This is a genomic window from Nonomuraea monospora, from assembly GCF_039531895.1.
Classification (GTDB): domain Bacteria; phylum Actinomycetota; class Actinomycetes; order Streptosporangiales; family Streptosporangiaceae; genus Nonomuraea; species Nonomuraea monospora.
Map to the genome: position 1 here is coordinate 274,560 of NZ_BAAAQX010000009.1, position 19,681 is coordinate 294,240.

16 protein-coding genes are annotated in these 19,681 nt (G+C 72.6%); 5 read left to right on the forward strand and 11 right to left on the reverse strand.

All coding sequences use genetic code 11. The features are described 5' to 3' along the window. Window position 1: 1 nt before the first annotated feature. The 8 genes from ABD331_RS20515 to xylA all read right to left on the reverse strand — a co-directional run bounded on the left by ABD331_RS20515 (window position 2) and on the right by xylA (window position 7,835). Window positions 2-733, reverse strand: coding sequence for a glycosyltransferase family 2 protein (locus tag ABD331_RS20515; RefSeq protein ID WP_344477027.1), 732 nt, complete (start codon window positions 731-733; stop codon window positions 2-4). A 73-nt stretch (window positions 734-806) separates the two neighbouring features. Then, a complete protein-coding gene (locus ABD331_RS20520) occupies window positions 807-1,337 on the reverse strand; it encodes an AAA family ATPase (RefSeq protein ID WP_344477029.1) in 531 nt (176 codons plus the stop codon). Continuing rightward, window positions 1,334-2,956, reverse strand: coding sequence for a lysine--tRNA ligase (lysS, locus tag ABD331_RS20525; protein WP_344477031.1), 1,623 nt, complete (start codon window positions 2,954-2,956; stop codon window positions 1,334-1,336). Before lysS ends, ABD331_RS20520 begins: the two co-directional genes overlap by 4 nt. Before the next feature lie 73 nt (window positions 2,957-3,029). Continuing rightward, the gene (locus ABD331_RS20530; RefSeq protein ID WP_344477033.1) at window positions 3,030-3,284 is read right to left on the reverse strand and encodes a hypothetical protein; all 255 of its coding nucleotides are present in this window, start codon (window positions 3,282-3,284) and stop codon (window positions 3,030-3,032) included. Window positions 3,285-3,306: 22 nt separating this feature from the next. Further along, on the reverse strand, window positions 3,307-4,656 hold the full coding sequence (locus ABD331_RS20535) for a S8 family serine peptidase (protein ID WP_344477035.1): 1,350 nt from the start codon (window positions 4,654-4,656) through the stop codon (window positions 3,307-3,309). A 187-nt stretch (window positions 4,657-4,843) separates the two neighbouring features. After that, complete coding sequence (locus tag ABD331_RS20540) at window positions 4,844-5,947, reverse strand: Gfo/Idh/MocA family protein (RefSeq protein WP_344477037.1); 1,104 nt, start codon at window positions 5,945-5,947, stop codon at window positions 4,844-4,846. Next, window positions 5,944-6,687: a sugar phosphate isomerase/epimerase family protein gene (locus tag ABD331_RS20545; protein ID WP_344477039.1), complete on the reverse strand. Its 744-nt coding sequence runs from the start codon at window positions 6,685-6,687 to the stop codon at window positions 5,944-5,946. Before ABD331_RS20545 ends, ABD331_RS20540 begins: the two co-directional genes overlap by 4 nt. Then, window positions 6,684-7,835 carry a xylose isomerase gene (gene xylA, locus ABD331_RS20550; protein ID WP_344477041.1) on the reverse strand — a complete coding sequence of 384 codons (1,152 nt, stop codon included), beginning with the start codon at window positions 7,833-7,835 and terminating at the stop codon, window positions 6,684-6,686. Before xylA ends, ABD331_RS20545 begins: the two co-directional genes overlap by 4 nt. An 88-nt stretch (window positions 7,836-7,923) precedes the next feature. On the opposite strand from xylA, the gene ABD331_RS20555 reads away from it, so the two are divergent. Then, window positions 7,924-9,036 (forward strand): ROK family protein, encoded by a 1,113-nt coding sequence (locus tag ABD331_RS20555; RefSeq protein ID WP_344477042.1) that lies wholly within the window; start codon window positions 7,924-7,926, stop codon window positions 9,034-9,036. Window positions 9,037-9,057: 21 nt separating this feature from the next. After that, window positions 9,058-9,495 carry a GNAT family N-acetyltransferase gene (locus ABD331_RS20560; protein ID WP_344477045.1) on the forward strand — a complete coding sequence of 146 codons (438 nt, stop codon included), beginning with the start codon at window positions 9,058-9,060 and terminating at the stop codon, window positions 9,493-9,495. A 68-nt stretch (window positions 9,496-9,563) separates the two neighbouring features. On the opposite strand, the gene ABD331_RS20565 is transcribed toward ABD331_RS20560, so the two are convergent. From ABD331_RS20565 to ABD331_RS20575, 3 genes are all read right to left on the reverse strand, one after another. Next, window positions 9,564-12,554, reverse strand: coding sequence for a GH92 family glycosyl hydrolase (locus ABD331_RS20565; protein WP_344477047.1), 2,991 nt, complete (start codon window positions 12,552-12,554; stop codon window positions 9,564-9,566). Window positions 12,555-12,646: 92 nt separating this feature from the next. After that, on the reverse strand, window positions 12,647-13,243 hold the full coding sequence (locus ABD331_RS20570) for a hypothetical protein (RefSeq protein WP_344477049.1): 597 nt from the start codon (window positions 13,241-13,243) through the stop codon (window positions 12,647-12,649). A gap of 171 nt (window positions 13,244-13,414) precedes the next feature. Further along, window positions 13,415-14,323 carry an MBL fold metallo-hydrolase gene (locus ABD331_RS20575; protein WP_344477050.1) on the reverse strand — a complete coding sequence of 303 codons (909 nt, stop codon included), beginning with the start codon at window positions 14,321-14,323 and terminating at the stop codon, window positions 13,415-13,417. 170 nt (window positions 14,324-14,493) lie between these two features. Between ABD331_RS20575 and ABD331_RS20580 the strand changes: the two genes are divergently transcribed. From ABD331_RS20580 to ABD331_RS20590, 3 genes are read left to right on the forward strand one after another with little or no spacing between them, the layout of a single operon-like run. Then, a complete protein-coding gene (locus tag ABD331_RS20580; RefSeq protein ID WP_344477052.1) occupies window positions 14,494-18,738 on the forward strand; it encodes an ATP-binding protein in 4,245 nt (1,414 codons plus the stop codon). Window positions 18,739-18,748: 10 nt separating this feature from the next. Further along, window positions 18,749-19,105: a hypothetical protein gene (locus tag ABD331_RS20585; protein WP_344477054.1), complete on the forward strand. Its 357-nt coding sequence runs from the start codon at window positions 18,749-18,751 to the stop codon at window positions 19,103-19,105. Window positions 19,106-19,154: 49 nt separating this feature from the next. Further along, a complete protein-coding gene (locus tag ABD331_RS20590) occupies window positions 19,155-19,628 on the forward strand; it encodes a SigE family RNA polymerase sigma factor (protein ID WP_344477056.1) in 474 nt (157 codons plus the stop codon). The last annotated feature ends 53 nt before the right edge of the window (window positions 19,629-19,681 follow it).

Consider the following 19,681-nt stretch of genomic DNA (forward strand, 5'->3'; position numbering starts at 1 on the left):
CCTACTTGGCCAGTGCCACTTGGGTCTGGGAGGCGGTCACGGCGGTGCCGCGGGCGCGCTCGCGCCAGATCGTCCTGAGCACCCGCCAGCCGTCGCGCACCGCGTTCAGGTTGCTGACGCCGTGGATGCGGGAGCGCTCGTGGCTGGGGACCTCGCGGATGATGAGACCGGCCTGGGCGGCGCGCACGTTCATCAGGGTCTCGATCTCGAAGCCGTCGCAGTCGAGGTCGAGGACGTCGAGGTGGCGGGCCCAGAAGGCGTTGTAGCCGTAGCAGAGGTCGGTGTAGCGGGTGCCGTAGAGGAAGTTGGTCAGGCCGGTCAGGGCCTTGTTGCCGAGCGAGCGGATCGGACTGAGGTCGTCCGAGCCGCCACCAGGGGCGTACCTGGAGCCCTTGGCGAAGTCGGCGCCGTTCATCAGCGTGGCGACGAAGGAGCGGATCTCCCGGCCGTCGGTGGAACCGTCCGCGTCGATCATGACGATGATGTCGCCCCGGGCGGCCTGGAAGCCCTCGATGAGGGCGTTGCCCTTGCCACGCCGGCTCTGCACGACGACCCGCAGGTCGGGGCGCAGCCTCCGCGCGACGGCGACGGTGTCGTCGGTCGAGTTGCCGTCGACGAGGATCACCTCGTCGATCCAGTCGGGCAGCGTCGCGAAGACGTGGGGAAGGTTCTCGGCCTCGTTCATCGCGGGAACGATGACGCTGACGCTGGCGGCGAAAGGCTGCTTGTTCATGTCATCAAGGTGCGCCGTGACGCATGCAGACCGCTTAACAGCTCCTTGCATAGATCATGCGCATGGCGAAATCTCAGGCGATTTGGGCCTCCCCCGCCCTGGCCAGGATCTCGTCCACGGTCTCCCTGGCGCTCTGCCGGGTGGTGTCGAGCCACAGGCCGAGGCGGGGCGTCTCGTGCCGTAGTGCCGCGTCTAGCTGGGCAATCGTCCAGCCGCCTCCGTAGCCGGACTTGGTGCGGGCGGCCTCGCGGCGCTCGACCTCCGCGGCCTCGGGGGCCAGGACGATCACGTGCAAGGGACGCGTACCGACCAGCTTCGTGAACAGCTCCAAATCGCCACCGAGAATCACATCTTGAACTATTGGTGTGAATCCGGCATCGAAATACATGTCCGCCGCTTTGGCTGCAATTCGGTAACGAAGATGGAGCTGGCGCACCGCCTCGCCGGGCAATTCCGGCGTCATGTCGGCGCGCCCGCTGACCACCATCCGGCGGAACGCGTCGCCCCGGACGTGGGCCGCCCGCGGCAGGCGCTCGGCCAGCGCCTGCGCCACGGTCGACTTGCCCGACGCCGAGATCCCCGTGATCAGGACCGCGCCCTTCACACGCCGACCAGCTTGCGCACCCGGTCGGCGCCCACCGCCATCAGCAGCGTGGGCAGCCTGGGGCCGGTGTCGGAGCCGACGAGCAGGCGGTAGAGCAGCGTGAAGAAGGCCCGCTGCGCCGTCTTCAGCTCGGGGGTGGGCTTGGCGTCGGCGGGCAGCCCCGCCTGGATCTTGGGCACGCCGTACACCAGCGCGGTCAGCCCTTCCAGCGTCCAGTCGTCGAGGCCGTCGGCCAGCAGCCGCAACCCCTCGCGCTCGGCCCGCCCGAGCGAGTCGAGCAGCTCCTGGTCCGGCGACTCCCGCACCCGGGTGCGCTGGTCGGCGGGCAGGTGCAGCTCCACCCAGCGCTCCGCCCGCTCCAGCCGGGGGCTGACCTCGCCGAGCGTCTCGACGCCGTCGAGGTCGCGCAGGATGCGCAGGGTCTGCTCGGCGTGGCCCGTCGTGATGTCCACGACGGAGGCCAGCGTGCGGTAGGCGACCGGGTGCGGCGTGGCGGGCAGCGGGCCCGCGGCCGTGGTCACCGCCCGGTTGTAGGCGGCCAGCTCGGCGGGCTGAGCCTGCCCGGCCTCGACCTTGCGGCCCAGGGAGTCCCACTCGTCGTAGAGCCGCTGGATCTCCTGGTCGAAGGCGATCTTGAAGGACTGCGCGGGCTTGCGCCGGGCGAACAGCCAGCGCAGCAGCGGCGCCTCCATGATCTCCAGCGCCTCGGCCGGGATCGGCACGCCGCCCTTGGAGCTGCTCATCTTGGCCATGCCGGTGATGCCGACGAAGGCGTACATCGGGCCGATCGGCTGCTGCCCGCCGAACACCTCGCCGACGAGCTGGCCGCCCACGATCCACGCAGAGCCGGGCGAGTGGTGATCGACCCCGGACGGCTCGAAGATCACTCCCTCGTACGCCCAGCGCATCGGCCAGTCGACCTTCCACACCAGCTTGCCGCGGTCGTGCTCGGCCAGCCGCACCGTCTCGCCGAAGCCGCACTCGCAGGTGTAGGCCAGCTCGGTCGTCTCGTCGTCGTAGTTGGTGACCGTGGTCAGGTCGCGCTCGCACAGGTCGCAGTACGGCTTGTACGGGAAGTAGTCGTCGGCCGCCCGCTCGGCCCCGTCGGCCTGCTTCAGCCGGTAGCGCGACAGCACCGCGTCGATCCTGGCCCGCTCGCGCACGGCGGTCAGGATCTGCTCGCGGTAGACGCCCGAGGTGTACTGCTCGGTCTGGCTGATGGCGTGGTACTCCACGCCCAGCTCCGCCAGCGCGGTGGTCAGGGGGGCCTTGAAGTGCTCGGCCCAGTTGGCGTACGGGCTGCCGGGCGGGGCGGGCACCGAGGTCAGTGGCTTGCCGATGTGCTCGGCCCACGACGGGTCGATGCCCGCGGGAACCCTGCGGAAGCGGTCGTAGTCGTCCCACGACAGCAGGTGCACGCAGTCCAGGCCGCGGCGCCTGATCTCGTCGGCCACCAGGTGAGGTGTCATCACCTCGCGCAGGTTGCCGAGGTGGATCGGGCCCGACGGGCTCAGCCCGGAGGCGCAGACGATCGTTTTGCCCGAGGCACGTCGCTCCGCCTCGGAGATCACCTCGTCCGCGAACCTGGAGACCCAGTCGGTCTCGGCACTGTCAGCCATCGCGCCATTCTTGCGGGTCCGCACGATTCAAGCCAACGCGTCACCGATCCTGCCCGTGTGGCGAGCGGGCGCGTCACCGATCCTCGGGCCGGTGCGGCTCGACGCGGGGGTCGGAGAAGACGTCCGCGACGCCGACGGGGAGCCGCCCGGCGGCGAGGTCGCGGATCAGCCGCTGGGCCGCCTCCTCGGTGACGCGCAGGATCCGCAGCCCCGGCACGACCGCCACCAGGCCGTAGCCCGCGTCCGCGTCCTCCTCGGACAGGCCGAGCAGCCGCAACGCGTCGGCGAGGGTGGCTTCTGGCGGCAGTCGCACCTGGACCATGGCCATGTCAGTCGGCGTCAGTCGGGCGTCAGGCGGCGCGGTTGCGGTTCTGCCTGCCGAGCGCGGCCAGGATGGCGGGCGGGTCGATGACGCCGAAGCCGTAGTCGTGGTCGAAGCCGACGGTGCTGCGGTCGTCGGCGGTGCGGTGCAGCAGCGTACGGAGCTGGGCGGGCGACAGCTCGGCCGCTGAGCGGTGCGTGCGCACGGCGGCCACCACCCCGGCGGCCACGGGGCAGGCCGCGGACGTGCCCGTGTCGGCGGCGCCGACCGCCTCGGACCCGGCGAAGTGGGTGTACGCGCACAGGTCGGGCTTGCGCTCCGACAACCGCCCAGGCCCCTGCGAGGAGTAGCCGACGCGCTCGCCGCGCGTGTCGACGCCGCCGACGGACAGCACCTGCGGGTGCGAGTTGGCGCCCGCGATCGACCGCTCGGAGAAGCCGCAGCGGCCGTCGGGGCACTCGCGCCCGCAGTTGCCCGCGGAGAACAGGATGTCGGCGCCCGCCTCCTCCAGGCTGCCGACGATCACGTTGAACGGGTGCGCCGGGTTGTCGGAGTAGTTGCCGGGGTGGCCGGGCGGGAAGTCCATGTCGGGCGAGAACAGGCCCCAGCTGTTGCTGATCACCAGCGACCTGGAGTCGGCGGGCATGGCCCGCAGCACGCCGCCCAGGTGGGAGTAGGCGGCCACCGCGTCCGACAGCAGGCCGTCGGCGGTCGGGCCCGGCTGGCGGCTGAGCAGGACCGGGATGTCGAGCAGGGTCGCCTTGGGCGCGGCGATCAGGGTGTCGAAGGCGCACATCGAGCCGTGGCTCACCGGGTAGCGGCCCGGGGCCTTGTCGACCCCGGGCGGGCTCCAGCTCCGGTCGGCGTCGATGGTCACGTCGTGACCGATGCGGGCGGCGACGTGGTCGGCGTTGATGCCGGTGTCGACGACGGCGATGGTCACGCCCTCGCCGTCGTGGCCGGCTGACCACAGGTCGTAGGTGTGCAGCAGCCGCCTGACCTCCTCCCAGTCGCCCACCGGCCCGCTGTCGCCGCAGGTGGGATGGGACTGGATCACCGGATCGGCGAACACGCCGGCGACCTCGCGCACCGAGGAGGACAGCAGCGAGGTGCGCGTGCTCAGCTCGGCGTCGGAGATCTCGCCGCGGACGAGCACGGAGGCGTCCTCCGGCGCCATCGAGAACTGCACCCGCTGGTGCAGGGAGAGCGGGCCGCCGGAGGCGGAGACGGGCCTGGGCACGGCCACGGGGGTGAACGCCCGGTCGAGGAGGACTCCGGGGAGCTCGGCGACGACGTCGGAGACCACGCTGCGGACACCGGGGTCGATCACGGACGCGACGACGTCAGGGGCCGGGCGGAGCTGGATCAGGACGCGCATGGGATCCCCTTCGGAGTGCTGTTACGAGACGATTACTCACCGTAACAGTGCCCAGTCCGAAAGGTGATGACTCCTTTGTGTAAGGATGAAGTAACTTTGCGTGGGCGGCGGGGGTCCCGCCGCCCACGGCGTCAGGACGGGGGCCCGCCGCCCTCGGCGTCAGGACAGGGGCCCGCCGCCCACGGCGTCAGGACAGGGTCGCCGCGTGCGGGTCCCAGCCCTTGGGCAGCGGCTCGGGCGCCGCCACGGTGGAGGCGACGGGCGCGAACCGCGCCCGCTCGCCCGACTCGGTGATCGCCGACATCAGTTCGAGCACGTGGTACGCGAGCGCGCCCGACGCGCGGTGCGGCGTGCCCGCGCGGATCGACCTGGCCATGTCCAGGACGCCGATGCCGCGCCCCGCCGTGGTGCCCGTCACCGGCAGCTCCCGCCAGTCGAGGTCACTCGGCCCGCGGACGAGCAGCGGCCCCTCGAACGTGTTGGGGTCCGGCAGCGACAGGGCGCCCTCGGTGCCGATGATCTCGATCAGGCGGCGGTTGACGGCCGAGTCGAAGCTGAAGGTGGCCGACGCCGTCGCCGAGCCGGGGAAGTCCAGCAGGGCGTTGACGTGGGTGGGCACCTCCACGGGGAACAGGGTGCCCGCCTTGGGCCCCGAGCCGATGACGCGCTGCTCGCGGGCCTTGCGCGTGCCGGCCGCCACCCGGCTGACGGGGCCGAGCATGGACACCAGCGCGGTCAGGTAGTAGGGGCCCAGGTCGAACAGCGGGCCGCCGCCCCGCGCGTACAGGAACTCCGGGCTGGGATGCCAGGACTCCGGGCCGAGGCTCTGTGTGGCGGCCGTGACGGCGATCGGCTCGCCGATGGCGCCCGAGCGCAGGGCGTGCACGGCGGACTGCAGCCCGGCGCCGAGGAAGGTGTCGGGGGCGCCGCCCACCCGCAGCCCGCGCTGCTCGGCCTCGGCCATCACCTTGGCGGCCTCGTCCAGGTCCATGGCCAGGGGCTTCTCCCCGTACACGTGCTTGCCGGCGCGCAGCGACTCCAGCGCGACGGCCGCGTGCGCGGCCGGGATCGTCAGGTTGACGACGAGCTCCACCTCCGCCAGGGAGAGCACGGCGCCGAGGGTGCCGGACACCCGCACGTCGTGCTCCCTGGCCACGGCGGCGGCCCGGTCGGTGTCGAGGTCCGCGACGGCGACCACGCGCACGTCGGGGAAGGCGTTGAGGTTGCGGAGGTATTGGCCGCTGATGACTCCGGCGCCGACGATGGCGACGCCGACCGGGCCGTTGCTCAAGAGCCCTCCAAGGAGGTGAGGTAGGCGTGGCTGTCCGCGAGGGCGGCGAAGACGTCGGTGGCGCACTCGTCCAGCTCGACGATGCGCCACGCGCCGGGGGCGGCGGCGAGGATCTGCGGCACCGGCATCACGCCCGCGCCCACCGCGACGTGCGGCTCGCCCTTGACCCCCGGGCCGTCCTTGACGTGCAGCGCGTCGATCCGCTCCGACAGGCGGCCGAGCAGGGCGGGCACGTCGGCGCCGCCCACGGCCGCCCAGTAGGTGTCGATCTCCAGGAACACCTGCGGGGCGAGCAGGTCGGCCAGCACCTCGATGGCGTGCCGGCCGTCCACCTTGGGCTCGATCTCCCACCAGTGGTTGTGGTAGCCGATCCGCATGCCGTACGGGGCGGCCTGCTCGCCCAGGGTGTTGAGCAGGTCGGCCGTGCGCGCGAGGCCGTCGCGGGTGGTGAACTCCTCCTCGGCGATGCCGCCCGGGATGATCACCTTGTCGGTGCCGACCGTGGCGATCGCGTCGAAGACCCGCGCGGGCTCCTGGCTGAGCAGCGCGTACGCGTGCGTGCCCGACACGGTCAGCCCGAGGTCGTCGGCCACCCGGCGGAAGCCCTCCGGGTCGGCCGTGGGGTCGTAGGGCTCGACGGCCCGGTATCCGATCTGCGCGATCCTGGTCAGCACGGCGTCGCGGTCGGCGGCCAGTTCGTCCCTGACGGTGTAGAGCTGGACACTGATCGGTCGGGTCATCCGCGTACCCCCATGAGGTGCTCGAGCGCGAGCTGGTTGAGCCGGGTGAAGTGGAAGCCGCGGGCGGCGGCGGCCTCGACGTCGAAGTCGTCCTTGGCCAGGTCCTGCCAGGTCTCGCCGGCGGCGAGCGTGGGCTGGGCCAGCTCGTCCACGCGGGAGGCGCGCAGGGCCTCCTGCACCTCGGGGTCGGCGCGGAAGACGCGCGACTTCTCCTTGAGAATCAGGTACGTGCGCATGTTCGCCGCGGCGGAGTCCCACACGTCCTGGGGGTCGTCGGTGCGCAGCGGCTTGTAGTCGAAGACGAGCGGGCCGTCGTAGCCGTGCGTCTCCAGCAGGTCCACCAGGAAGAACGCGCTCTTCAGGTCGCCGTGGCCGAAGATCAGGTCCTGGTCGTACTTCGGGCCGTGCTGGCCGTTGAGGTCGATGTGGTAGAGCTTGCCGTGCCACAGGGCCTGGGCGATGCCGTGTACGAAGTTGAGCCCGGCCATCTGCTCGTGGCCGACCTCGGGGTTGACGCCCACCATCTCGGGGTGCTCCAGCTCGTTGATCAGGGCCAGGGCGTGGCCGATCGTGGGCAGGAGGATGTCGCCGCGGGGCTCGTTCGGCTTGGGCTCGATGGCGAAGCGGATGTCGTAGCCCTTGTCGATGACGTACTGGCAGATCAGGTCGAGGCCCTCCTTGTAGCGGCCCATCGCTGCCTTGACGTCCTTGGCGGCGTCGGACTCGGAGCCCTCGCGCCCGCCCCAGCACACGTACGTCGTGGCGCCCAGCGAGGCGGCCAGGTCGAGGTTGCGCATGACCTTGCGCAGCGCGTAGCGGCGCACGTCGCGGTCGTTGCTGGTGAAGGCGCCGTCCTTGAACACCGGGTGGGTGAACAGGTTCGTGGTGGCGGCGGGGACCTTCATGCCGGTCTCGTCCAGGGCCTTCTTGAAGGCGGCGATGGCCTTGTCGCGGTCGGGCTCGACGGCGAGCAGGTCGTCGTCGTGGAAGCTGACGCCGTGGGCGCCCAGCTCGGCCAGGCGGTGGACGGTCTCGACCGGGTCGAGCGCGGGGCGGGAGGCGTCGCCGAACGGGTCGCGGGCCTGCCAGCCCACGGTCCACAGGCCGAAGGTGAAGCGGTCATCAGGAGTCGGGGTGAAAGCGGTCATTTCCATCCTTCGCGGGCTTTAGTCCATAATCTGTATTAATCCTGAGGAGGTGGGCATGGTGTCGTCAAGAGGGGTCCGGCATGATTCCATGCGCGCCCGTAACCTGGCCGTAGTCCTGGCGACCATTCACCGGTCAGGACCTCACACCCGCGCGGCGCTGGCTGAGAGCACCGGGCTCACCAAGACCACCGTATCCAGCCTGGTCGCGGACCTGCTGGAGGCGGGCGTGGTGACCGAGAGCGGCGCGGTGCGGGGCGGCGAACGGGGGCGGCCCGGCGTGGCGGTCAGCCTGAGCGGCCACCGGGTGGCCGCGCTCGGGCTGGAGATCAACATCGACTACCTGGCGGCGTGCGTGGTCGACGTCACCAGGGACGTGCGGCTGCGGCGCGTCAGGCCCGCCGACAACCGCAACTCCGATCCCGCGCGCATCCTGGCCGAGCTGCGCGACCTGGTCAAGGAGGTCACCGCCGAGGCCGAGGCCGGCGGGCTGCGGGTGATCGGCGCGGCGCTGGCCGTGCCCGGCACGGTCGAGGGCGGGGTGCTGCGCAGCGCGCCGCACCTGGGCTGGCGGGACGTCCGGGTCGAGGACCTGGTGGACCTGCCGTTCGTCGTCGACAACGAGGCCAACCTGGCGGCGCTCGGCGAGCTGTGGTTCGGCTCGCGGGAGCCCGACTTCCTCTACGTCTCCGGCGAGATCGGCATCGGCGCCGGTCTGGTGGTCGGGGGCATGGTGTTCAGGGGCACGTTCGGGCTGGCCGGCGAGCTGGGGCACGTGGTCGTGGTGCCGGACGGGCCCACCTGCCGGTGCGGCGGGCGGGGCTGCCTGGAGGTCTACGCGGGCCAGGACGCGCTGCTCGGCGACGCGGCCTCCGTCGGCGAACTGGTCGTACGGCTGGAAGCGGGCGACGTCCGGGCGCGGGAGGCGTGCGAGCGGGCCGGGCACGCGCTCGGCGTGGCGCTCACCTCCGCCGTGCACCTGCTCGACCCCGGGCGGATCGTGCTCGGCGGGGTCTACGCGCCGCTGTTCCGCTGGCTGGAGGGGCCGGTGTCGGAGGGGATGCGGGCCAGGCTGGGGCAGATGCGGGGGACGCCGCCCGCACTGGTGGTCTCGGGGACGGGGGGCGACGCGGCCGTGCTCGGGGCGGCTGGGTCGATCATTCAGAAGATCCTGGCGGAGCCCGCCCAGATGCTCGGGCTGTAGGGCTTTTCGTACCATGTCGGGGTGAAGATCGAGGAGCGGGCCGTCGCGGACCGCGAGCTGGCCGCCCTGCTCGACGCGGCCTTCGCGGAGCTGGTCGCCCGGTACGGGGCCGAGGGGCGCTCCCAGGTGAAGGAGGGGGCCAGGTACCTGGTGGCCTCCGTGGACGGGCGGGCCGTCGGGTGCGGGGCCGTGCAGCCGGTGGACGACGTCACCGGGGAGCTCAAGCGCATGTACGTGGTGCCGGAGCAGCGTGGGCGGGGGATCGCCACCTCGCTGCTCTCCGCCCTTGAGGAGCTGGCCAGGAGCCTCGGGTACGAGCGGCTGCGGCTGGCCACCGGGTTGCGGCAGCCCGAGGCCATCGCGTTGTACGAGCGGTGCGCGTACACGCTCACCGAGCCGTACGGGCGGTACGTGGACGCGCCCCTGACCCGCTGCTACGCCAAGGCGCTGGCACGCTAGGCGTCTCGCGATGGGCGCCGAGGCCCGCCCATTGACGCGGGTGGGCCTCGGCGCCTTCGGGTGCCGGTTTACGTCCTGGTGCTGAGGGCGAGGATCTTGATGTTGGCGGCGGCCGGGCTGGTGAACGAGACCGCCTCGCGGGCCGCGTCCACCGGCACCGACACGCGCCAGATGCTCACCTTGCGCCCGTCGGCGGTGCCGTTGACGTTGTAGCGGGTGTCCGCCGTGACGGCCGCCTCCTCGCCGAAGCGCGGGGCAGCCGCCGCCCAGTCGGTCACCTTGAGCGGCGCCGTGGACGTCGTCCCGTCCGCGTAGGCGATCGTCAGCTCGGTCTGCTGGTCGCCGTTGACGGCCGTGACCAGCAGGTCGAGCGCCTGGTAGCGGCCCGGCGTGAGGTAGGTGCGCTGGCCGCGCAGGCTGTGGAAGTTGCCCGCCGTGCCCTTGGTGTCGGGGATCAGGTAGCCCTCGTACGGGCCGGGGGCGGGGAGCTGCTCGGCGGGGAAGCTCCAGCCCTTGCCGTCCAGGTTGCCCTGCGCCTTGGCGTCGGCGGTGGCCACGCCGTCCACGTCGTACTGGAGCCGCTGCGCGCAGGCCGCGCCGACCGGCTCGCACGCGGCGGGCAGGTTCGGGATCGGGGTCTGCGCGGCCGGCACGTGGTCCACGGGCAGGTCGGCGGCGGCGGTGGCCCACTGCTGGTTCGCGGTGGCGCCGACGTTGACGGCGACCTCGCCGCCCTGGTTGAGCAGCGACTCGGGCAGCCAGGACTTCGTGTACGCGCGGCCGTTGACCTTCACGTCCTGGACGTAGATCGCGTCGGGCGCGGCCTGCGGGGCCGTCACCGTGATCGTGCGGCCGTTGCCGCGTTTGATCCACGCCTTCTGGAACATGGGGCTGGACAGCAGCATCTCGGCGCGGCTGGGCGTCTGCGGGTACATGCCGAGCGCGGCGAAGACGTACCAGGCGGACATGGTGCCGAGGTCGTCGTTGCCCGGCAGGCCGCTGGGGCCGGTCCTGTAGACCAGCGACGCCATCGCGCGCACCGTCTCCTGGGTCTTCCACGGCTGGCCGAGCGCGTTGTAGAGCCACGGGACGTGGATGCCGGGCTCGTTCGTGGGGTCGTAGCGGAAGCCGTCGCCGCCGGTCGCCCACGAGCCGTCCGGACGGTGGAAGAACGTGTCGAGCCGCTTGGCCGCCTGCTCCTTGCCGCCCATGGCGGCGGCCAGGCCCGACACGTCGTGCTGGACCATCCAGGTGTAGGTGGCGCTGGTGCCCTGCGCGAAACCGGCGTCCGAGGTCGGCGAGAACGGCCACAGCCAGCTTCCGTCGGCCTTGCGCGCCTGCTGGTAGCCGCCCTCCGCGCCGGCGGACGGGTTGAACGTGTTGCGCCACCAGCTCGCGCGCGGCAGCAGCTCGTCGCGCTCCCGCTCGCGGCCGATGCGGCCGGCCCAGTCGGCCAGCGCGAAGTCCGCCGTGGCGTCCTCCAGGGTCTCGGCGGCGCCGCCCCAGCAGTGGCAGGTGTCCTGCGGGGCGTAGTGCAGGCGCAGGTACTCGGCCAGGTTCGGACGCTGGCCCTCGCACTGGCCTGGGCAGCCCTTGTCGGACAGCCCGGACTCGTGCGGCACGGTGGCCTGCTCGTAGAGCGAGTCGAACGCGCCCCGCACGTCGAAGTTGCGCACCCCGAGCGCGTGGAAGCCCGCCAGGGCAGGGGCCGACGGGTCGCCTGTCATGACGTGGGTGGGGCCGTTGACGTGCACCCAGCGGTCCCAGACGCCGCCGTTCTGCCGCGCCAGGTTGTACAGCGACTGGGCGTAGTCGCCGGCGACCTGCGGTTCGAGCAGGGCCAGGAGCTGGGTGTGGGCGCGGTACTGGTCCCAGCCGGAGAAGTTGCCGTACTGGACGCGCTGCCCCCTGGCCAGCCGGTGCACCTTCTGGTCGCTGCCCAGGTAGGTGCCCGCCACGTCGCTGGTGACGTTCGGCTGGAGGTAGGAGTGGTACATCGCGGTGTAGAACGTGGTGAGCTGGTCGGCCGGGCCGCCCGCCACCTCGATCGAGCGCAGGCTGTCGTTCCAGGCGCGGCGGGCCCTGTCCGCCACGGACGCCACGTCGTCGCGGCGGGAGATCTCCTTGGCGAGGTTCTGCCTGGCCGCGTCGAGGCTGGTGTAGGAGATGCCGACCTTCATGCGCACGTCGGCGTCGGAGGTGGTGTCGAAGCTGACGTACCCGCCTGAGCCCTTGCCCGCGCGGTCGGCGCCGGTGGCGTAACCCTCGCCGCCGGAGGCCGTGGTGGTGTCCTCGCGCAGCTCGCCGTTCACCCACGTGCCGGTGCCCGAGAAGGCGCGGTCGAAGGTGGCGGCGAAGTGCAGCCGGTAGTAGGTCTTGCGGTTGTTCACGCCGCCGTTGGCGCGCCGGCCGCAGAACGCGCCGGTCAGTACGGAGCCGGTGACCGTGCGGGTGGCGGGGTCGATGGTGATCTCGGCGTCCTCGCTGCCGTTCAGCGAGTTCGACACGCGGAAGAGCAGGTTGGCCTGCTTGTCCTGCGGGAAGGTGAACTCGCCGACGCCCGCGCGGGTGGTGACCGACAGGTCGGTCTTGACCCCGGAGTCGAGCGTGACCGTGTAGCGGCCGGGCTTCGCGCTCTCGTTGTCGTGGCTGAAGGTGCTCGCGTAGAGCGCGTCGGTGGTGTCCGTGGTGGGGGACGAGGTGACCTCGCCGGCGAACGGCATGATCGGGACGTCCCCGGCGGCGCCCGGATGGCAGCCCGCGCCGTTGACGTGCGTGAGCGCGAAGCCGCGTACGCGCGGGGTGTTGTAGGAGTAGCCGTTGGCGCCGGCGGCGTTGGTCTGGTCGCCGGCCGTGTTGGTGGGGCTCCAGGAGATCATCCCGAACGGGACGACGGCCCCCGGATAGGTGTTGCCGCCTCCGGCCGAGCCGATCAGCGGATCGACGTGGGCGGCGGGGTCAGGGGTGCGAACGGGTGCGGCTGATGCCGGGACGGCGACGACGGTGCCGACTAATGCGCCGGTGATCGCCGCGGCAAGCCACGAACGTGGAGAGAACACCTCAGGATCACACTGCTTTCCCTTAACCGGACAATGAACGCATCAGTACGCAGAGAAAAATCTCCGGCGGGATGTCGGGAATGTCGTCCTGATCAGGGCCAGAAGTCGGTGGAGCGGCGGCCGGCCGCGACGATGGCGGCGCCGTCGAGCTCGACGATGGTCAGCCCGATGCCGCCCATGGGCCACTCGACGGCCAGCTCGAACGGCTCGGGCGGCGGCAGCGGCCACAACCACAGCCGGGTCCCGCCCAGCATGGAGCCCGTCTCGCCGCCGCCCTGGTGCATCGCCTGGAGCAGCGGCGCGGACGGCTCGCCGCTCCTGTCGTCGATGCTGGTCAGCTTCCTGCCGTCACTGAACCGCACGCCCCACCGCAGCAGCCGGTCGGGCAGCGGCTCGCCGGCGCGCAGCGTGAACCGGGGCGTGGCGTACATCGCCATCATGTGCAGCTCCAGGAAGTCGCCGCCGTGGAGGTCGCCCTGCCTGAAGGCGATCTCCACCTGGAACGAGCAGCCAGCCCGGTAGGCGCGTACGAACGCCAGGTTGAGCACCACGTTGTCGCTGCGGGCCAGCAGCCGCTCCATGGGCAGCAGCGTGCCCATCTCGTTGACGGGCGGGCCGAGCCAGGCGGGGAGCTCGATGTCGGCTAATCGGGGGTTGATCTCTTCAGTCCGTACTGACTCGAAGAACATGCCCTCATGCTAGGTCCGGCGTTCGACGGCGGCACGGAGCGCGGTGAGGCCGGCGTCGGTCAGGCCGTGCGGGTCGAGCCCGCTGACGGTGCGCGAGGGGCTGAGCGTGGCGTTCTCTCAGACCGTGGCCCTTTCTCAGACCGTGGCCTTTTCTCAGACCGTGGCCTTTTCTCAGATCGTGGTTCGCAGCGGGCCCCCGTTGTAGGCGATCGCGTCCGCTGCGGCTGCCACCATGTCCACCTCGCCCTCCGTCGCGGCCCTGTGCAAATTCAGCACCAGCCGCTCCGGATCACCCCACTCGGCGAACTCACCCAGGTCGGCCTGCCGCGCCGCCGCCAGCGGGCTGAGCCCCCTCGCCGCCTGCTTCTGCACGAACCGGAAGTACCGCTCCTGCTCGGCCAGCACGTACGGCAGCGCGCGAGCGTCCACCAGCGGCCCGTGACCCGGCACGACCAGCTCGGGCGCGAACGCCGCCAGCCAGTCCAGCGCCCGCAGCGACCCCTCCAGGGAGCCGCTGACCGCCAGCGGCGTGACGCCGTTGAAGAGCAGGTCCCCCGCGAACAGCACCCGCTCCTCCGGCAGCCACGCCACGACGTCCCCCGCCGAGTGCGCCACGAAGCCGGGATGGCGCAGCTCCACGCGGCGATCACCCGTGTGCACCGCCACCTCCGACCTGAACACCACCGAAGGCGGCCGGCGCGACACGTTCCCCCAGTCGGGCACCGGCTCCCAGAACGGCGGAGCCCCGTCGATGATGATGTCCGCGAGGATGCCCTCGCGGGTGTTCTCGTGCCCGACGACCACCGTGTCCGCCGGCAGCAGGCTGTTGCCGTGCGTGTGGTCGCCGTGCTCGTGCGTGTTCACGGCCACCCGGATGGGCGCGCCGTGCGTACGGGTGGCGAGCTGCATCAGGAAGCGGCGGGTACGCCGCTCGCTGGCACAGGTGTCGATCACCACCGTGCCGCCGGAGCCGGTGACCGCGCCCGCGTTGTTGACCCACCAGGTCCAGTCCGGCTGGATCCAGGCGTGGACCCCCGGGGCGATCTCCTGCAGCACCGCGTCGTCGATCCCACTCATCATGCGTCCGGTCCTTTCTGGAGGGTGCCTCCCGATCATGCGGAGGCGGGGTTCAGTTCCGGTCGAGCCCCGGTAGATCGGCTCTGTGCGGAAATGCCTGGAAGTCGCGGAGCGGTGGAGGCACTATGCCTACGGGGGCCGTGGCTCGTTCGCTCGCGCGAGGGGAGACACGCATGGAGCTCCGCATACTCGGCCCGCTCGAGGCGCTGGCGGACGGCACGACGCTCGACCTCGGCGCCGCCAAGCAACAGGTCATCCTCGGCGTGCTGCTGCTGCACCCCAACCAGGTGGTGTCTGCCGGGCGGCTCGTGGACGAGGTGTGGGGCGAGTCGCCGCCGTCCAGCGCGCCGAAGATCGTCCAGGGGTACGTGTCCGGGCTGCGGCGCATCCTGGGCGTGGACGCCATCGCCACCCGAGGAGGCGGCTACCTGGCCGTGGTGCCCCCGGGCACGCTCGACGCCGACCGCTTCGAACGGCTCGCCCGCGAAGGCAGGGCCGCCGATCCCGGGCGGGCGGCCGGGCTCTTCCGGCAGGCGCTGTCGCTGTGGCGGGGGGAGGCGCTGGCGGGGCTGGCGTTCCGGTCGTCGGCGGCCGGAGAGGTCGAGCGGCTGACCGAGCAGCGGATCGGGGTCGTCGAGGAGCTGATGGAGGCCGAGCTGGCGCTGGGGGGCGGGGCCGCGCTCGTGCCCGGGTTGCGGGAGCTCGTGGTCGCCCAGCCGTATCGGGAGCGGCCCCGGGCGCAGCTCATGCTCGCCCTCTACCGGTCGGGACGGCAGGCCGAGGCGCTGGCCGTCTACCGGGACACCCGGCGGTTGCTGGCGGAGGAGCTGGGGGTGGAGCCGGGGCCCGAACTGCGGAGGATGGAGCGGCTGGTGCTGGCCCAGGCCGAAGAACTCACCCCCGGCCACCCAACCGGCCCACCGGGGGCGACGGGACGGTCGGCGGCCGGGCGGGCAGGCGCCCCTGGGCGTGCGGGCGCCTCGGACGCGGCTGCCGGACGGCCGGGCGCCCTCCCGGATGCCGCTGCCGGATGGCCGGGCGTGCTGCCGGATGCCGCTGCGGGGCGGTTGGTGGCTGGGGCGGAGGGCGCCGCTGGGCGCGCGGGCGCTTCGGACGCCGCTCCCGGATGGTCGGACGCTCTGTCGGAGGGCGCTGCGGGGCGGCCAGTGACCGGAGTGGGGGTCGGGTACGAGCGTGCGGTCGGGCCTGGGGTTGTTTCACGGGAAACCAGTGCGCCGGACGCCACCAGGCGGCTCGTCACCGTCCTGGCCGCCACCCCCGCCAGCACCGCCGCCCTGGACCCCGAGCTGCTCCACCACGTGCTCGACACACACGCCCGCACCTGCGCCGACGTCGTCACCAGGCACGGCGGCAGCGTGCAGAGACCGCCGGGCCGGCCGATGGCGGGCGTGTTCGGGCTGCGCGAGGTGCGCGAGGACGACGCGCCGCGCGCCGTACGGGCCGCCGTCGAGCTGCGTGACGCGTTGCGCGCCTGGCAGGCGGAGGTGCTGCGCGACCACGGCGTCACCTTGCCCGTGCGGCTCGGCGTCGAGTCCGGCGAGGCGTACGTGCCGGACGGCGCCCCGGCCACCGGGCACGTGTTCGACGCCGCCAGCCTGCTCCAGCAAGCCGCCCCCGACGGCGGCATCCTGCTGGGCGAGCGCACCCGCAGCCTGGTTCGGACGATGGCCACGACGGAGCCGCACGACGCGGTAGCCGGGACGCCAGCGTGGCTGCTGTGCGGGCTGCGGGGAGATCCGCCGTCGTTGCGGGAGTCGCCGGTGCCGTTCGTGGGGCGGCATCAGGAGTTGCACCAGCTCAGGCAGGCGTTGCACGAGGTGGTGGCGGGGCGGGTCTGCCGGCTGGTGACGGTGCTCGGGCCGCCCGGCATCGGCAAGTCGCGGCTGACGGCTCGCCTGCTGGAGGAGGACACGGTTCCGGTGTCGGTGGCGATCGTGCGGTGCGCCTCGGACGGGACCGGGTCGGAACTGCCGCAACTCGTCCGGCAGGTGCTGGCCAGCGGCCGGGACGAACGGGCGAGCGGCCAGGAGGAGCGGGCGCCTGCGGAAGGCGATGGCAATCGCGCGCCTGCCACGGACGGCGAGGGCCATCGCGTACCTGCCATGCAAGGCGAGGACGAACGCGCGCCCGCCGCGGGCGGCGAGACGGAGCGGACGGAGAGGGACGACGAGGGCGATCGCGCGCCTACCTCGGAGGGCGAGGACAAGCGCGCGGGTGGCGAGACGGAGCGGGCGGAGGGGGAGCGGGCGTCGGGAGGTGGGGAGGAGGAGCGGGTTCGGCGGATTCTGAGCTCGGCCGGGCAGCCCTCGCAGGCCGACGAGACGTTCTGGGCCGTGCGCAGGCTGCTGGAGCGCGCCGCCGCCGAAAACCCGCTGATCGTCGTGATCGACGACGCCCAGAACGCGTCCCCCGAGCTGCTGGACCTGCTCGACTACCTGGTCGCCTGCTCCACGGGCGTGCCCATGCTGCTGCTGTGCCTGTCCCGCGAACGGCGTACCGCGTGGCCGGATTGTGTGGTGCTGGGGCCGCTGGCGGAGCCGGAGGCGTACAAGCTGGCGGAGAACGCGGCGGCGGGCGCGCTGGATCAGCACGCGCTCGGCGCGGTCGTGCGGGTGGCGGAGGGCAACCCGTTCTTCCTGGAGCAGCTCGTCGCGGCCAGGGAGGAGACGGGCACGGCCGCGCTGCCGATGACCGTGCAGGCGGTGCTCGCCGCCCGCATCGACCACCTCGACCCGGCCGAGCGGACCGTGCTCCAGTACGCCTCCGTGGAGGGCGCCACCTTCCACTGGGGCGCGGTCACGGCACTGGTGCGGAACCGGGCCGCAGGGGACGGGGCCGTGATGGACAGGACCGCGGGGGACAGGACCGCAAGGGACAGGGGTGCAGGGGACGGTGGGGCGGCGCTCGTGTCGCTGGTGCGCAAGAACCTGGTCAGGGCCGACACCCCCGAGTTCGCCGACGAGGACGCCTTCCGCTTCTCGCACGCCCTCATCGGCGAGGTCGCCTACGACAGCCTGCCCAAACGAACCCGCGCCGACCTGCACGAACGGGTGGCGGGCTGGCTGGCGGGCAAGCCCGGGGCGCAGCCGGCCGCGATCGGGCACCACCTGGAGGCGTGCGTGCGCCTGCGCCAAGAGCTGGGCCTGTCCGGCGAGCGGGAGCGGGTGCTGGCCCGCGAGGCCGCCGCGCACCTGGCCGCCGCCGCGCCGGCCGCGTTGCTGCGCGGGGACGTGACGGCGGGCGCCCGGCTGTGGCGGCGGGCGGTCGCGCTCGTGCCGCGCGACGATCCAGGACGTGCCGCGCTGCTGCCCAGGCTGGGGGCGGCGTTGTACGAGGCGGGCCGGTTCGAGGAGGCGCACGAGGTGCTGGCCGAGGCGATCTCGCTCGGTGAGCCCCGGGTGGCGGCGCTGGCCGAGGTGGAGCGGGAGCGGGTGCGCCTCCAGGCGGGCACCGGCTGGTCGCTGGCCGACGCGCGGCGGGTGTCCGACCGGGCGCTGGCCGCCTTGCGCGGCGACGACCGCGGCCTGTGCAGGGCGTGGTGCCTGCGGGCGTCCATCGACTGGACGGAGGGGCGGGCCGCGGCGGCGGACGAGTCGTGGCGGCACGCGGAACGGCACGCCGCGCGCGCGGGCGACGACCGTGAGCTGTACGAGATCCTCGGCTGGCGGGCGTCGGCGGCGGCGTTCGGCCCCATGCCGGTGGCCACGGCGCTGGACCTGTGCGAGCGCAGCCGGGCCAGGGTCGCGGCCAGCCCGGCGGCGATGGCCGTGATCCTGCATCCGGTCGGCCTGCTGCTGGCCATGCGGGGCGAGTTCGGCCGGGCCCGCGAGAGCCTGCGCGAGGCCGACGAGATCCTGGGCGAGCTGGGCCGGCTGCAGTCGGCCGTCTCGCACCACGAGGCCATGATCGAGCTGCTGGCGGGCCGCCCGGCGGAGGCCGAGTCGCTGCTGCGGGCCGGCTACGAGCGCCTGTCGGAGATGGGTGAGCGGACGCTGCTCGCGACCACGGCGGCGATGCTGGCCCGCGCGCTGCACCAGCGCGGCAAGGACGCGGAGGCCGAGCAGGCCTGCCAGGTCAGCGCCCGCAACGCCGGCGAAGAGGACCTGCCGACGCAGGTCATGTGGCGCGGCGTCCAGGCCCGTGTCCTGGCCGCCAGGGGCGCCGCCGGGGCGGTGGAGATGGCCCGCGAGTCCGTACGGCTGGCCCAGCGCACCGACCTGTCGCCGATCATCGCGGACGCCCTGTTCGATCTCGCAGTGGTCCTGTACGCCTCGGGCGCGCACGAGCAGGCTTGTACCGAGGCCCGCAGAAGCAGGGCACTGCACGAGCGCAAGGGGAACGCCGTGTCGGCGGAGCACGTGCGTGCCTGGCTCGCGGCACGATCACCAAGCGAATGAGAGCCATCACATGTCTCTGTCCCAGATAGTCAAGGTCCTGGTCTCGGAGGACGAGGTGACGGTCGTCGGCAAGCACACGCCGTCGCCGGAGCACGAGGGCAGCCCGGTGCACTACTACTACGTGGTCAGCAAGGACGGCGCGGCGCTGACCCGCGGCGACGTCGACGCGGTCTTCCCACGCAGTACGCCCCCCGACCCGGCCCCCGAGACCTCCTGGATCGCGCCGGCCAAGCCCCGCCCGCAGGAGCTCAAGGAGGGCATGACCGTGCTCGCCACCGCCCTCGGCGTTATCGAGACCGACAACCCGCCCGGCTTCCACACCCTCCTGTGGAGCCAGGAGCTGCCGGTCACCGCCATGGAGGACTGACGGGCGAGATTTTTTGCAACGGAGGCGGGCGTCCGCACGTCCCTGGGGAGTGGAGTTCGAGGATTTCGTCCGGGCCAGGGGGCAGGCGTTGCTGCGGTACGGGCTGGTGCTGACCGGCAACGCCGACGACGCCGCCGACCTGGTGCAGGAGGCGCTGCTCAGGTTGAGCTCCTCCTGGCGGCGGGTCCGTAACAAGGACGATCCCGAAGGCTACGTGCGGACGATCATGGCCAGGCAGCACGTGAGCTGGTGGCGCGGGCGGCGGCGGGAGCACCTCACCGACGAGGTCGTGGCGCCGCCGGTGCGGGAGGACGAGCACGATCTCAGGGAGGTGTGGCAGCGGCTGCGCGCCCTGCCGCCCAAGCAGCGGGCCGTGCTGGTGCTGCGCTATCACGAGGGGCTGGGGGACGACGAGATCGCCGCGATGCTGGGCATCTCGCGGGCGACCGTCCGCAGCCAGGCATCGCGCGCGCTCGCCACGCTCCGCGTCCGCGCCCAGGCGTTGAGCGGGAGGCGGGAGTGAGCACCGGACAGACAGGTGGCAGGGCGGCGCTGACGGGCGCTTGCCCGCGTGTG

What these genes read in the sequence shown, in the direction of transcription:
- ABD331_RS20535 (WP_344477035.1), bottom strand. Translation starts at nt 4,656, where the DNA reads ATGCGCGTCCTGATCCAGCTCCGCCCGGCCCCTGACGTCGTCGCGTCC.
- xylA (WP_344477041.1), bottom strand. Translation starts at nt 7,835, where the DNA reads ATGACCGCTTTCACCCCGACTCCTGATGACCGCTTCACCTTCGGCCTG.
- ABD331_RS20575 (WP_344477050.1), bottom strand. Translation starts at nt 14,323, where the DNA reads ATGATGAGTGGGATCGACGACGCGGTGCTGCAGGAGATCGCCCCGGGG.
- ABD331_RS20585 (WP_344477054.1), top strand. Translation starts at nt 18,749, where the DNA reads ATGTCTCTGTCCCAGATAGTCAAGGTCCTGGTCTCGGAGGACGAGGTG.
- lysS (WP_344477031.1), bottom strand. Translation starts at nt 2,956, where the DNA reads ATGGCTGACAGTGCCGAGACCGACTGGGTCTCCAGGTTCGCGGACGAG.
- ABD331_RS20515 (WP_344477027.1), bottom strand. Translation starts at nt 733, where the DNA reads ATGAACAAGCAGCCTTTCGCCGCCAGCGTCAGCGTCATCGTTCCCGCG.
- ABD331_RS20570 (WP_344477049.1), bottom strand. Translation starts at nt 13,243, where the DNA reads ATGTTCTTCGAGTCAGTACGGACTGAAGAGATCAACCCCCGATTAGCC.
- ABD331_RS20530 (WP_344477033.1), bottom strand. Translation starts at nt 3,284, where the DNA reads ATGGCCATGGTCCAGGTGCGACTGCCGCCAGAAGCCACCCTCGCCGAC.
- ABD331_RS20580 (WP_344477052.1), top strand. Translation starts at nt 14,494, where the DNA reads ATGGAGCTCCGCATACTCGGCCCGCTCGAGGCGCTGGCGGACGGCACG.
- ABD331_RS20545 (WP_344477039.1), bottom strand. Translation starts at nt 6,687, where the DNA reads ATGACCCGACCGATCAGTGTCCAGCTCTACACCGTCAGGGACGAACTG.
- ABD331_RS20555 (WP_344477042.1), top strand. Translation starts at nt 7,924, where the DNA reads ATGCGCGCCCGTAACCTGGCCGTAGTCCTGGCGACCATTCACCGGTCA.